Genomic DNA, 14,706 nt, shown 5'->3' with positions numbered 1-14,706 from the left:
AGGCTTTATACGGGACGTTCTTTTTTTATCCTGCTGGTACTTCTGTTGTTTCTACCTCTACAGGCATGGTGCTGGCACCATCTGTGCCGCCCTCAGCTGCCTTCGATGAATCTGTCTTGGCCGGCTCTTTTTTCAGCTTCTCCAGTACAGCATTACCTTTCGTTTCCCACTCGGCTAATGCTTCCTTAGCTGTTATATCGCCCTTAATAACTTTCTGGAACAGATCGTAAGAAGCATTTTGCGCTTCCCAAATGCCCGGCTTGTCGCGGTACAGCTTCTCTGTATCGACGCTTTGCGGCGGAATAGGTTTAAGGGCAGTAAAGGCATTAATGTTGTAATTCATGCCGTTTTTAGGCTTCAGGTACTCCTTGCGCGCTACAAGCTCATACGTGCTGCGGGATTTCATTTCCGCCCATTCCTTGCTGTTGGTAAATTGAATGAATTTCCAAGCATCCTCGGAGTTTTGAGCGTTGTTATTAATCCCCATCAGTTGGCTAAAGGAAATAGCGCCGCCAATGCCTGGTGCTTCCTCATGGGTCGGGTAAGTGACGACATCCCAATCAAATGCTTCAAAGTCTTTAATTTTGGATGCATTGTTCATCGTATTGTTCAGCTCATTGACATAATAGAAGTCCGAAATCGTCATGGCAACTTTGCCGCTTGCAAACAAATCGCCTTGCGTTGGGTTATAAACGTAGTTGCCGTCGGCAGCTTCCTTATTGGATGCTTCATTGATTTTATTAATGTCCTCTTGGTCCGGCACAACATCATCTCTGTACAAGCCGGAGACCGTCGTCCATACCGTTTCCCATTGCGGCGTGTTGACCAGCATTTTCTCGCCTTTATCATCCCACATTTTCAGTTGAAGAGCCGAGCTGTAGGTTTGGATATCGGAGTTGAAATCGCCGCCGTTCCATCGGCTGAAGGTCATGCCATAATTACGGTCAGCGCCCTCTCCCTTGCTCACAAGACGAGCTTTGTCCATAACATCCTTCCAAGTCATATTGTCAGTAGGAGGCTCTACGCCAGCTTCTTCAAACAGCTTTTTATTGTAAAAAAGAGCCGATGAGCTGAACGTTGGCGTCAGCGCATAAATGTTGTTGTCGCCAGCAGATTTAATGCCATCAATGACAGTCGGCACATAATCAGTCAGATCAAATTTGCTTTGGCTGATCAATGGATCAAGCTGCTTCAGCAGATTATCCTGCACAAGGCGGCGCAGCATGCTGTAATCCAATACCACGACATCGACAGGATTATCGCCAGTCAGCATATCTTTCATTTTCGCATACGGATCTGGTTGATCGATATTGCCGTTCTCATCCGGAGTCTGGTAGCGCATATCCGAGTAGTCAATTGCGCTTACGATTTCAAAATCGATCTCCGGGTTCATCATTTCATACGTATCGGTATATTGCGAACGGAAATACGGCTCATTATCTGCTCCCCCATACAATACACCTATACGCAGAACATGCTTCTCTGCTGTACTTTGCGCACCGCCGCTGCAAGCCGCCAAAATCGACGTTGCCACCATAAGTGTCGCAGGGACAACAACCCACTTTTTAATCATTTTTCTATTAGACAACCGTTTCTCCATCCTATTTTACCCCCCTAATGATTTAGGCGGCGAAATGACGATTCGCTCACCATCAAACTCCATTGTCGCTTTATCTGTTATGCCTAATGCAGTTAAATATTCCTTCGGCACTTGGAGTCTTCCCACCCGGTCTACGACGACATAAGCTTCATGCACAGCCTGAAGCCCTTTGCCTGTTTGCTCTTCCTCACCCCCAACCGTATTCATATTGGGATTGCGCTTAATGAACTCGGTACTCGTCAAGCCGTCGCGAATCGCAACGACACGGTCCACTTTTCCCGCGAGGGAAAGATCATGAGTAACAATGACAATCGTAATGCCAATTTCACGGTTCAGCTTGCGAAAAATATTCATAATCAGATCCGACGTTGCCGTATCCACCGATCCCGTCGGCTCATCCGCCAGCAGCAGCTGCGGACGATTGCATAAGGAAATGGCAATCGCGACCCGCTGCTGCTCCCCGCCGGATAATTGATGGAGCTTGTTGTTCATGCGCTCCTTGAGCCCTACCCATTCCAGCAGCTGCTTGGCATAGGCGCGGTCGACCTTGCCCGAAAGCATCATCGGCATTTCAACATTTTCCAGCGCCGTTAAATACGGCAGCAGGTTGCGGGCATTATTTTGCCATATAAAACCAACCGTTTCCCGCTTGTATTTCACGAGATCGTCCGGGGTGATTTTCAGCAAATCCCACGGCCCGACTCTAACTTGGCCAGCAGACGGGTGGTCGAGGCCGCCCAAAATATTGAGCAGCGTCGACTTCCCGCTTCCGCTGTTCCCGATAATCGCCATCAGCTCGCCGGGGTTTACTTTAAGGTTAAGACCTTGCAGAGCGACAACCTCGAGATCATCCGTTTTGTAAATTTTGACTAAGCCTTCGCAATCGATCATAGCTGTTAGCGCTCCTCTCCCATTTTAACTGCCTGATGCACCCGCAGCCTGCGAATATGCAGGAAGAGCAGCAGCGCTCCAGTAATCATCATGAAAGCGACGACGATAAACAGCTGGTTCGTATCCTTCGCTTCGAAGACGACGCGGAACGGCGGTACCGTTTCTGTCGCATTTTCGGCGGTCTGCAGAAATGGCAGGAACAATAGACTCGTCAGCTTGCCAATCATGACGCCAAGCCCGATGGAAAGTCCCGCTGTAAACAGCTGCTCCAGCATGAGCATGCCCGTAAGCTGCCTGCGTGAAAGTCCCATCGCCCGCAAAACCCCGAATTGCACGACCCGCCCTGAAAGATTAAAGAACCAATACAGCACGTATCCGGTTAAAGTGACGATGACCGATACTAGGAAGCCGAGACTGAGAATCCCGAATACGCCGCCTCGGGTCGGAAGCTTGGACTGGATAATCAGTTCATTGCGCACATCCTTGACGGTAGCGACTTCAATGCCCTGTTTTTGCAGCTCTTCCAAGATCGGCGCAACCTTCGCACCATCTTTCATTTTGAGCCAAACCTCATAAGGCATAATCGGAAGTTGGTCATAAATGTAATCCAGATTCGTAATGACGAACGGCGATTGATCTGGATATTGCGTCGGCCAATACGGCAGAATGCCAACGACTACAAAATCCAGCTTGCCTTCGGTAAAGCCAACCGACATCGTATCTCCCGGCTTGAGCTGGTACTTCTCCGCTACTCCGGTTGGAATAAGCGCCGCATGCTCATACATGCCCAAATAGTTCAAATACGTAAACGGATGTGTTGGAAACAGGTCATTGCGGAACCAAGCTACTTTGGAGAAATCGACATTGTCGATCCCCATTACCGTACCCTGACCAATGGAGCGTCCTGAAACGACGATGTTCCCTTTCGTTTGCAGCACGCGTGCTGCCGCTTCAACGCCTTCCATTTTGCGGAACAGCTCAAAAGGCGGTTCACTGTACAAAATGCGCGTAGGCACAGGCTGTTGCGCTCCGCCTCCACCGCCGCCGGAGCCTCCGCCCGTTCCACCACCAGAGCCGCCTGACGAACCGCCTCCGTTGCCGCCGGAGCCATTTCCACCGCTGCCGCCATTGCCGCCGCCGTTTCCATTGCTGCCTCCGGTATATTTGACTTCTGGCGTTCCGTCCCAATTCGTTTTAATGACGACATCCGTGCCAAATTTATACAGCGTGCGTTCCGTCGAGTTCAAATCAATCGTACGGGCAGCAGATGCATTATATACACCGAGCCCGAGTGTCAAGACTAGCAAAATCATCAAAGGGTAATAACCTTTGGAAGAACGCGACAGCTGCGTAAGAGTTAAATAAAGCGGAACGGGCAAAAACTTCCGGCCCAGCCAGTTAAACACCTTCAGCAGCCACGGGAACAACCGCAGGAAAAACAATCCCATTGCAAAAATCGATAAAGCCGGTACGAAAAATAGAAATGGCTGCACATTAAGCTGATCCGTCGTAAGTCCCGTCTGGAAGGTCAGCATTTGGCGCTGATTGAACATATACCAGCCATATCCGGCTGCGCCAAGCAGCAAAACATCAATGAACCAGCGCTGCCAAAACGGACTGCGGTCCGAACGCGCCAAATCCCTCTTGTAGCTTACAATCGATGATCTGGCATAAATAATCGCCGGAATAATCGTCGAGAGCAGTGCCAGCACGACGGCTGCTACGCCTGCAATTATCGCCTCAGTCGAGAAGCCGACCGGAATCGACGTCCGGTTGACGAAGGACAGGAAGCCATTGGCCGAGCCGATGCTTTTCGCCATAAACCAGCCGAGGAACGGGCCTATTACTAGAGCAATTGCCCCAAGCAGCAAGCCCTCGAGCAAATAAATCCATATAATTTGCCTTGTGCCTGCGCCGCGGCTGCGAAGTACCGCGATGTCGCTGCGCTGCTTATCGAGAGACTGCCGGGCATTCATCGCGATAAAATAAAATACCATCGCCAGCATCGGAGCTGCCAGCGTGAACAGCAGCGTCTGAAGCTGCAAGCTCTGCCGCTTGAACTCAATGAGCGTATCAGCAAATGAAATTTCCACCTTCGTGTCGGTCAAGCGCTGATACAGCTCAATATTCAAGCGATCCAGCGTTCTTCCCAGCGGCGAAAGCTGACTCGTCTGCACTTGCGACAAATCGAAAGCATAATACCAGCTTGCATTGTTAAGCGGAATTTTTTGCTGCTCCAGCAGCGTCTTCAAAAATACGTTCTCGTGAATCTGGAGCGTATTCATCAGTCCTTCAAGCCCTTGATACCAATAAGGATCGGTGTCATTCAGCGGCTTGACAGCTCCGACGATTTTGATGCGCAGCGTCAAATTCAGCCCGCTGTAGATCGGGTATTCGAATACATCCCCAATATGAACATCATTGCGGTACATCGCTTCTTCAAGCATGACCGCTTCCATCACGCCGTCCTTATCGACCTTGTCGGTAAACCAGCGTCCTTGCATAATTTCGGTTTTGCCTTCCAGCTCCGTCATGGACATCAGTGTCATCTGACGGGTACGGCTCGCATCTACCTTAGTCGGGTCTTCTGGCACGACATCGGCGCCGCGGAGCGACAAGCTGCGAACAAAGTTCTGATAAGCAAACCCGATTTCATTCGGTACATCCTCTTTAATATATCGGTCAACTTCAGTCAAAGCTGAAAGATCGGTTGTCTGGCCGCCTGGCGACTGATACCGCATCAGCAGCGAGCCTGCCGGCAAGCCGGTGCTCTTCTCTTTGAGCGAAGCCGCGACTACGCGCTTGAGTGCCCCATCCGCATACATCGGGATGCTGGTTGCAAAAGCAACCGCAATCGTCAGACCCGCCAAGGCGCTAAACGTCAGCCAACGGGTGTTCCACATTTTGCGGAACAAAAATCGCAGTAGAGGTATTCCCATCGGCTATCGACCTACAACTTTCTGTCCCGGCTCCAAGCCTTTCAAAATCTCGATTTGTGTCGCCGTTTGCTGTCCAACCTCAACGTCCACTTCACGTTTGCCGTCTGCATCAATGACTTGCACGTAGGTACGCGATCCAATAGAACGCAGTGTAGATGGCGGGATTACGATGACATTTTCCTTGCGCTTCGTAATAATGCTGATCGAAAGCGGGGTACCGCGAGTCAAGTTTTTAGGCAAATTTTTAATTTCCACCTGCATAAAATCTTCCGGCCGCTCTTTATCCGTATTATTTCCTGTGCCGCCGTTGCCTCCGTTATTGCCGCCATTAGAGGAATCCGTATTGGTCATCGGCATCATCTTCACCGTGCCTTTGAATTTGCCGCTATTGCTGATTTCCGCTACAATCGGCATGCCGACGACGATTTTGGCTATTTCATCCTTGGTCAGCTTCGCTGCCGGAATAAGCGTCGTCGTATCGGCTATGACCGCAATTGTGCTGTATGCTTTAATCGCTGCACCCTTCTCGACATTGAGTGAAACAACCGTGCCGCTAATCGGCGCTGTCAGCGTAGCCTTCGCAATGTCAGCCTCCTGATCGACCAGCGCCTGCTTCTTCTCTTCAAACAAAATCGATCTTTCTTCAAATTCTACCGGGTCCATCTCATCGCGCGTTCTCAGCGCTTCCTTCATCGCCGTCTCTTCCTTGCGGAAAGCCAGCTTATCCATGCGCAGCGCCTTCGTGAGGTCATCTACATCAAGCTGGCCAATGACCTCGCCTGCGGACACTTTATCGCCAACCTTGATGTTCAGCTCTTTCAGGTTTTTACCGTCCAGAGTGAAAAAGACAGGCTCCTCGCGGGATGATATCAATTTGCCGATTACGTTAACCTTCGTCTCCAGCGTATCTGTTGTTACCTCATACTCTGGCTTCTTGGAAATTTGGGGCGGTGCAATGGAAGGCAGTACTTCCTCTTCTTCTTCAGCAGGCAGCAAGGAGCAGCCGCTAGTTATTAACATGATTGCAGCAAGACTTATTATTGCGGGACGTTTAAATAAATTTCCCGTCAACCATTTCATAGACATGGTCGGCAACCTCCATAATAGTAGGATCATGTGTCGTCATACAAATCGTAACTTGTTCCGTGCGAATAATCGTTTTAAAAACACTCATAATTTGAGCTGCCATGTTTGAATCCAGCTCTGCGGTCGGCTCATCCGCCAGCAGCAATATCGGCTTGTGCGCAATCGCCTTCGCAATAGCTACACGCTGCTGCTCGCCGCCGGACAGCTCGAAGGGACGATGGTTCATCCTTTTCTCCAGGCCAACCAGCTCCAGGCAGTGATCCACCCGTTCCTTCCACGTCCCACGCGGAACGCCAGCCATCCTTAGCGACAGCTCGACATTTTCCTTCGCAGACAGCAGCGGCATCAAAGCGAACGCCTGAAAAATAAAACCCATTTCCTTGCGCCTGACAAGTGTGCGCTTATCGTCGCTCAGCTTATGAAAGGGCCTGCCGTTAAACCAAATTTCGCCTTCAGTTGGTGTATCCAGTCCGCCCAGGCAGTTCAGCAGCGTCGTCTTCCCCGAGCCGGAACGGCCGCGAAGCATAACGAGCTGATTTTGCCGAAGCTCCATATTAATGCCTTTGAGCACGCGCAGCGGCGCGCCGCCAGCCTGAAATACCCGTTCAACATTCACAACGGAAAGCAGTTTTTCATTATGTACTTCTTTCTCTAGCTTCGGATCTTGCTTTTCTTCCTTCACTAGATCAGGCTCTTGCACCGGTTGCTCATCCTTTTTTTTCTTGCTAAATATCATAGCTGATTTCTATACCTCCTTTTAAGCAGAGCGCCCTAGGATGACAATCAGGCTGCTCAATTAAAAAACCTTCATAATTCTCATCTTAACGTGTTAGACGAACGATTACAGCAAAAAGTTACAACAAAATCCGACGAATTCAAAATTTTTACTGAATCTCAAAATAAACATAAAAAAACTCCAGCCTTCCGGATCGGAAAGACTGGAGCGCTGCTTATGTTAATTGCCAAACGCTTGCGGATTTTCGCGCCATGCTTTCAATTTCAGCATATCATCGCTCTGCACCTTGCCAAGCTCTACAGCTGCTTCGATAAGCTCGGAATAGTTCGACAGCGTTTCAAGCGGCATGTTCGCCTCGGCGAATGCCGAAGCTGCCTGCTCGAATTGGTAGGTGAAAATCGCCAGTACCGCCAGTACCTCGGCCCCTGCCTCGCGAACAGCAAGTCCCGCTTTCAGCGAGCTGCCTCCAGTTGAAATCAAATCTTCAATGACGACAACCTTTTGCCCTGGCTCAATGCGGCCTTCAATTTGGTTCTGCTTGCCATGGCCCTTCGCTTTATCGCGAATATAAGCCATCGGCAGTCCAAGCTTATGCGCGACCCAAGCCGCATGGGGAATACCCGCAGTCGAGGTGCCCGCAATGACTTCCACATCTGGATAACGCTCGCGAATGACAGCAGCAAAGCCATCAGCAACAAGCTCGCGAATAGCCGGGTAAGACATCGTTAGACGATTGTCGCAATAAATCGGCGACTTAAGACCTGAAGTCCACGTAAATGGCTCATTTGGGCTAAGGGCTACTGCTCCGATTTCGAGCAGGCTGGCAGCAATCGTTTTAGGCAATTCTGAAAGTTTAACTTGGCTCATCTTAAATCAGCTCCTCAATAATCGCTTCTAATACTGCTCTTGAATTTGCGGCAGCCGTGATCGGCCGACCAATAACCATATAATCTGTACCTTGCTTTAACGCTTCTGCTGGTGTCATAATGCGCGATTGGTCGCCCACATCGGCACCTTTCGGGCGAATGCCCGGCGTTACCGTCTGGAAGGAAGCGCCGCATGCCTGCTTGATGGCCTGCACTTCAGCAGGGGATGCCACTACGCCATTCAGACCCGCAGCGCGGGCAAGCTCTGCATACCTAAGAACAGCCTGCTCCACCGTTCCAGCAATGCCAATTTGCTCGTTGAGCATCGCTTGGTTGGTGCTGGTCAGCTGGGTCACTGCAATGATGCTTGGCTTATTTTGTCCAACAGCAAGCGCTGCTTCCATGCCTTCGACCGCTGCCGCAAGCATTGCGCTTCCGCCAGCAGCATGGACATTGAACATGTCGACGCCGAGCCGGGTCACACTGCCTGAGCCGCCTTTGACCGTGTTCGGAATATCATGCATCTTCACATCAAGGAATACAAGGTAGCCCCGCTCCTTAAGTCCCGTTATGAACGCAGGACCCGCAGCATAAAACAGCTGCATGCCCACCTTCATATAACAGGGGATACCTTCCAGTTCATTCAATAAGCGCTCGGCAGAAGCCGCGTCCGCATAATCGAGCGCAACCATAATTTTTCCGGCTGCCTGTTCCCGTTCCCGTGTCAAACCCATCGTTAACCGTCCCCTTTGCCGTGTTTTTGCGAAATATGCGCATTAAAAAGGCCATCCGCCGGGCCACGCGCACCCGCAAAAGCAAAGCCATTTGCGGGCCGCAGGCAATCGGCGCTGGCCGTGCTTGCTAAAACTTATTTGTGCAGCAGTGTTGGCATCGAACGCGAGGAGAAGTTGATGGTCTCCATCATCCGCAGCAAGGCGCGAACCGTATCAAGCGACGTCATACATACAACGCCGTTCTCAACCGCTTCACGACGAATACGGAAGCCGTCGCGCTCAGGCGTTTTGCCTTTTGTCAGCGTATTGAAGACGAACTGTGCTTTGCCTTCACGGATCAGATCAAGAATGTTCGGCGATCCTTCGCTAAGCTTGTTCACTGTCGTTACCGTCATGCCCGCTTCTTCAAGCATAGCTGCCGTACCGCCAGTTGCAATGATTTTGTAGCCAATGCTGTAGAAGCCACGAAGCAATTCGAGCGCTTCTTCTTTATCTTTATCCGCAACGGTCGCAATGATCGAGCCCGTTGTCGGGATTTTCATGCCTGCGCCTAGCAATCCTTTGTACAAGGCTTTCGCATATTGCACATCGCGTCCCATAACCTCACCCGTCGATTTCATCTCCGGTGTCAAGGTAGGGTCAACACGGCGCAGCTTCGCGAACGAGAAGACCGGAACTTTAACCGATACATACTCGTCTTCAGGCCACAGTCCGTCTTTATGGCCCAGGTCAGCCAGCTTCGTGCCAAGAATCGCTTGTGTCGCAAGGTTCGCCATTTGCAAGTTTGTTACTTTGCTCAGGAATGGAACCGTACGCGACGAACGCGGATTTACTTCAATGACATACACGATCTCGTTATGAATTACGAACTGGATGTTAACCAAGCCGATTACGTTCAGCGCCTTGGATACTTTGATCGTAATGTCGACGATTTGCTCCTTCACGCTGTCAGACAACGATTGCGGCGGATACACAGCAATCGAGTCGCCGGAGTGAACGCCTGCGCGCTCAATATGCTCCATGATGCCCGGGATCAATACGGTGTCGCCATCACAGATCGCGTCCACTTCCGCTTCCATGCCAAGCATATAACGGTCGATGAGGACAGGATGCTCTGGATTGATTTTTACCGCTACTTCCATGTAGCTCAGCAAATCTTCATCCGAATATACGATTTCCATTGCGCGGCCGCCCAAAACGTACGATGGACGAACGAGTACAGGGTATCCGAGCTTTTGTGCCGTTGCTACTGCTTCGCCAACCGAGGTTACAGTGCTGCCTTCTGGCTGAGCCACGTTCAAGCCGCGAAGCAAAGCTTCGAACTTTTTGCGATCCTCTGCCATATCGATGCTTTCCAGGCTGGAGCCGAGAATTTTCACGCCAGCTTTGGACAGCGGAGCTGCGAGGTTAATCGCCGTTTGGCCACCGAACTGCACGATTACGCCGATTGGCTTCTCTTGCTCAATAACGTTCATGACATCTTCAAGGAATAAAGGCTCAAAGTACAGGCGGTCCGATGTGCTGAAATCGGTCGATACCGTCTCTGGGTTGTTGTTGATGATAACCGCTTCATAGCCAGCCTTCTGAATCGCCCACACCGCATGAACCGTCGAATAGTCAAACTCAATGCCTTGTCCGATCCGAATTGGGCCAGAGCCGAGTACAAGCACTTTCTCTTTCGTCGAAGGCGCTACTTCGTTCTCTACCTCGTAAGTTGAATAGTAGTAAGGCGTGCTCGCTTCAAACTCAGCGGCGCAAGTATCAACCATTTTGTATACAGGTACGATATCAAGCTCTTTACGATAAGTACGAATATCATGCTCATTCGTGTGACTGCCATTCGGATTGCCTTCTTTGCGAAGCTCAGCGATCGAACGGTCGGAGAAGCCTTTGCGCTTCGCCTGGTACAGCGTTTCACGGGAAAGCGTCGCTTCCTGGCGGATTTTATCCTCGAATGCTACGATGCCTTCGATTTTGTCCAGGAACCACCAGTCAATGTTCGTCAGATCTTGAATTTCCTGCAAAGCATAACCACGACGGAACGCTTCGCCTACAAGGAACATGCGCTCATCATCCGGTTTTTGAAGGCGTGCGCGCAGCACATCATCGCTGAGGTCTACTGCTTCCTTCAAGTGGATGCGATGCGTGCCGATTTCAAGCGAACGAACCGCTTTATGAATCGACTCCTCGAAAGTACGGCCAATCGCCATAACTTCGCCTGTCGCTTTCATTTGCGTGCCGAGCTTGCGGTTCGCATTCACGAACTTGTCAAACGGCCAGCGCGGAATTTTCGATACGATGTAATCCAGCGTAGGCTCAAAGCAAGCATACGTTTGGCCGGTTACTGGGTTTACGATTTCATCAAGCGTGTAGCCAATTGCGATTTTAGCAGCCATTTTAGCAATCGGGTAGCCTGTCGCTTTGGAAGCCAGCGCCGAAGAGCGGCTGACGCGCGGGTTAACTTCGATTACATAATATTGGAAGCTTTGTGGATCAAGCGCGAACTGTACGTTACAGCCGCCTTCGATGTTCAAAGCGCGAATGATTTTAAGCGAAGCGGAACGAAGCATTTGATACTCGCGGTCCGACAGCGTTTGGCTAGGCGCTACTACGATACTGTCGCCAGTATGTACGCCAACCGGGTCAAAGTTTTCCATGTTGCAGACAACGATACAGTTGTCATTCGCATCACGCATAACTTCGTATTCAACTTCCTTCAAGCCGGCAATCGATTTTTCGATCAAGCATTGGCCGATTGGGCTGTAACGGATACCCGAGGCAACCGTTTCTAGCAATTCTTCTTCGTTTGCGCAAATACCGCCGCCTGTACCGCCAAGCGTGTAGGCAGGACGAACGATAATCGGGTAGCCGATTTCATTGGCAAAAGCAACTGCTGCTTCAACTGTCGTTACGATGTCGCTCTCTGGTACCGGTTGCTCCAGCTCGCGCATCAGCTCGCGGAACAAATCGCGGTCTTCGGCTTTCTCGATAGCTGTCAGCTGTGTGCCAAGAAGCTGCACATTTTCTGCTTCCAATACGCCAGCGCGCGCCAGCTCTACCGCCATATTGAGGCCTGTTTGGCCGCCAAGCGTCGGCAGCAAACCATCTGGACGCTCCTGACGAATGATTTGCGATACAAACTCAAGCGTAATTGGCTCAATGTAAACTTTATCAGCCATGTTTGTGTCTGTCATAATGGTAGCCGGGTTGCTGTTAATCAATACAACCTCATAGCCTTCTTCCATAAGCGCCTGGCAAGCTTGCGTGCCGGCATAGTCGAATTCAGCGGCTTGGCCGATTACAATCGGGCCGGAGCCGATGACGAGAATTTTTTTGAGTTTATTATTTTTGGGCATACTGAAGCTCCCCTTTCACTTTCAACGTTTCCGCGAGTACGACTTGGCGACGCTTTTGCGGGTTATTTAATTTATGTGTGCGAATCATACTCAGGAATTCGTCAAACAGATAGCTGGAATCATACGGTCCTGGAGCAGCTTCCGGGTGGTATTGCACCGAAAATGCAGGATGCGTATTATGCTTCAGCCCTTCAATTGTGCGGTCATTGTTGTTGATATGCGTTACGGTCAGACCGGAGTTCGCAATCGAATCTTCCATTACAGTGTAGCCATGGTTCTGGGAAGTAATGTAGCAGCGGTTCGTTGCCAGTTCCTTCACCGGGTGGTTTCCGCCGCGGTGGCCGAATTTAAGCTTCGTTGTATCAGCGCCGCAAGCAAGTGCAAACAGCTGGTGTCCAAGGCAAATACCGAAGATCGGGAACTCGCCGAGCAGCTCGGAAATCATTTTAACCGCATGTGGAACGTCTTTCGGGTCCCCAGGGCCGTTGGACAGCTGAATGCCATCCGGTGCCAGGCGGCGAATTTCTTCTGCAGTCGTGTCATGAGGCACAACGACGACGTCGCAGCCGCGTTTAGTCAGCTCGCGCAAAATGCCGCTTTTTGCACCAAAGTCTACGAGCACAATACGCTCGCCATTGCCTGGGCTGGAAAATACATGCTTCGTCGATGTACGAGCTACTTGATCCGTCATTAGTGTGGACAAGCCAAGGCGCTCTTGCAGCTCCTCAATGCGCTCGTTGCCAGTTGTAAGCAGGCCTCTCATCGTGCCGTGGTGACGCAAAATCCGCGTCAGCATGCGCGTGTCGATTTCGCTGATGCCCGGAATGCCATATTCCTTAAGCAGCTGCTCAAGCGAATATTGGGCGCGCCAGTTGCTCGGCACCGGCTCATTGCGGCGCACGACAAAACCGTGGATATACGGGCGAATCGACTCAAAGTCATCGCGAGAAATGCCATAGTTGCCGATAAGTGGATAAGTCATCGTCACGATTTGTCCACAATAGGATGGATCCGACAATACTTCCTGATAGCCAGTAATACCTGTATTAAAAACAACCTCACCCATCGTTTGCACTTCTGCGCCGAAGGATAGTCCTGTAAACAATGTTCCATCTTCCAATAATAATCTCGCTTGCATCCGTCTCACTCCTCAGGTCTACGTATTCCTATATGTCAATTAGCATATCCAAGTTAACGTTCTTATGCTTGCTCCGACCACACAACCGCACCATTTACAATCGTCGCTACCGGCCAGCCTTGCAGCTTCCAGCCGCCGAAAGGCGTGTTGTTGCTGCGCGAGGCAAAGGTTGCCGGATCAACTGCACGTTCGCTGTCAAGATCCACAATCGTCAGATCAGCTGGCGCACCTGCTGCCAGGCGGCCTGTCTCCAGCTTGAACACCCGTGCCGGGTCAGCCGTCATACGGTCCAGCAGGAAGCCAAGCGTCCATTTGCCGGTTTTAACAAACTGCGTGTACAGCAGCGGGAAAGCTGTCTCAAAGCCGACGATTCCGAACGGCGCAAGCTGCATGCCGCGCGCTTTCTCTTCCGCGCTATGCGGCGCATGATCCGTTACGATCATGTCGATCGTGCCGTCTTCCAGCGCTTCGATAACCGCAGCCACATCGCGCGGCGTGCGCAGCGGAGGATTCATTTTCCAATTGGCGTCAAAGCCTGGAATATCCTCGTCCGACAGCACCAGATGATGCGGGCAAACCTCAGCGGTTACGTTGACGCCGATTTGCTTGCCAAGGCGGATCAGCCTTACCGATTGCTCCGTGCTGACATGGCAGACATGATAATGAACGCCTGTCGCTTCAGCGAGCAAAATGTCGCGGCCGACATGAATCGCTTCCGATTCATTCGGAATGCCTTTCAGTCCGTTCTCGCGGGAGAACTTGCCTTCCGAGACGAACAGTCCCTCAACCAGCGTATTGTCCTCACAGTGTGCAATGACCGGCATGTCTAGCGACTTTGCCAGCGCCATCGCATCCTTCATCATTTGCGCGCTTTGTACACCAACACCATCGTCGGTAAAGCCAATTGTGCCAGCCGCTTTCAGCGCTGCGAAATCCGTCAGCTCACGACCGAGCTGATTTTTAGAAATTGCGGCGTAAGGGAGGACGCGAACGACGCCTTCCTTCGCATTTTTGTCCAAAATATAGTTGATCGTTTCAGGTGTATCTGTCACTGGACGAGTGTTCGGCATGCAGGCGATTGTTGTAAAACCGCCTTTCGCTGCTGAACGCGTCCCTGTTGCGATATCTTCTTTATATTCGAAGCCAGGATCGCGCAAATGCACGTGCATATCGATGAAGCCGGCTGATACGAGCTTGCCCTCTGCGTCAATTACTTCTGCTGATCCTGTGTCTGGCAAGGCTTCGCCGCTTGCAAGCTCGGCGATTTTGCCATCCTCAATTCGAATATGCTGCTTCACTAGGCCGCTTGCAGCTGTATCCCATACGCTGCCGTTAATAATCCATAATGACATTATCCGTT

General features: G+C 51.0%; 10 protein-coding genes. All 10 read right to left on the bottom strand.

Annotated elements, in window-relative coordinates:
- Positions 1-25: 25 nt before the first annotated feature.
- The 10 genes from AC6B99_RS25345 to pyrC all read right to left on the bottom strand — a co-directional run bounded on the left by AC6B99_RS25345 (position 26) and on the right by pyrC (position 14,698).
- A complete protein-coding gene (locus AC6B99_RS25345; protein WP_496664498.1) occupies positions 26-1,600 on the bottom strand; it encodes an ABC transporter substrate-binding protein in 1,575 nt (524 codons plus the stop codon).
- 6 nt (positions 1,601-1,606) lie between these two features.
- Entirely contained in the window at positions 1,607-2,491 is an 885-nt protein-coding gene (locus tag AC6B99_RS25340) for an ABC transporter ATP-binding protein (protein WP_056041571.1), read from the bottom strand.
- A 5-nt stretch (positions 2,492-2,496) separates the two neighbouring features.
- Positions 2,497-5,430, bottom strand: a complete 2,934-nt coding sequence (locus tag AC6B99_RS25335) for an FtsX-like permease family protein (protein WP_494861734.1) — start codon at positions 5,428-5,430, stop codon at positions 2,497-2,499.
- Positions 5,431-5,433: 3 nt separating this feature from the next.
- Positions 5,434-6,516, bottom strand: a complete 1,083-nt coding sequence (locus AC6B99_RS25330) for a permuted SH3 domain-containing protein (RefSeq protein WP_494861736.1) — start codon at positions 6,514-6,516, stop codon at positions 5,434-5,436.
- On the bottom strand, positions 6,482-7,252 hold the full coding sequence (locus AC6B99_RS25325) for an ABC transporter ATP-binding protein (RefSeq protein ID WP_081419090.1): 771 nt from the start codon (positions 7,250-7,252) through the stop codon (positions 6,482-6,484). The genes AC6B99_RS25330 and AC6B99_RS25325 overlap by 35 nt, the downstream gene beginning before the upstream one ends.
- A gap of 219 nt (positions 7,253-7,471) precedes the next feature.
- On the bottom strand, positions 7,472-8,119 hold the full coding sequence (pyrE, locus tag AC6B99_RS25320) for an orotate phosphoribosyltransferase (protein WP_056041577.1): 648 nt from the start codon (positions 8,117-8,119) through the stop codon (positions 7,472-7,474).
- Position 8,120: 1 nt separating this feature from the next.
- Positions 8,121-8,852 (bottom strand): orotidine-5'-phosphate decarboxylase, encoded by a 732-nt coding sequence (gene pyrF, locus AC6B99_RS25315; RefSeq protein WP_056041578.1) that lies wholly within the window; start codon positions 8,850-8,852, stop codon positions 8,121-8,123.
- Positions 8,853-8,986: 134 nt separating this feature from the next.
- Positions 8,987-12,208, bottom strand: coding sequence for a carbamoyl-phosphate synthase large subunit (gene carB, locus AC6B99_RS25310; protein WP_056041580.1), 3,222 nt, complete (start codon positions 12,206-12,208; stop codon positions 8,987-8,989).
- Complete coding sequence (locus AC6B99_RS25305; RefSeq protein WP_494861739.1) at positions 12,195-13,346, bottom strand: carbamoyl phosphate synthase small subunit; 1,152 nt, start codon at positions 13,344-13,346, stop codon at positions 12,195-12,197. The genes carB and AC6B99_RS25305 overlap by 14 nt, the downstream gene beginning before the upstream one ends.
- Positions 13,347-13,408: 62 nt before the next feature.
- On the bottom strand, positions 13,409-14,698 hold the full coding sequence (gene pyrC, locus AC6B99_RS25300) for a dihydroorotase (protein WP_496664497.1): 1,290 nt from the start codon (positions 14,696-14,698) through the stop codon (positions 13,409-13,411).
- Positions 14,699-14,706: the final 8 nt, after the last annotated feature.

The organism is Paenibacillus liaoningensis (assembly GCF_059609455.1).
Note: the sequence above shows the minus strand (reverse complement) of the source record. Positions and strands in the feature narration are given on the sequence as shown.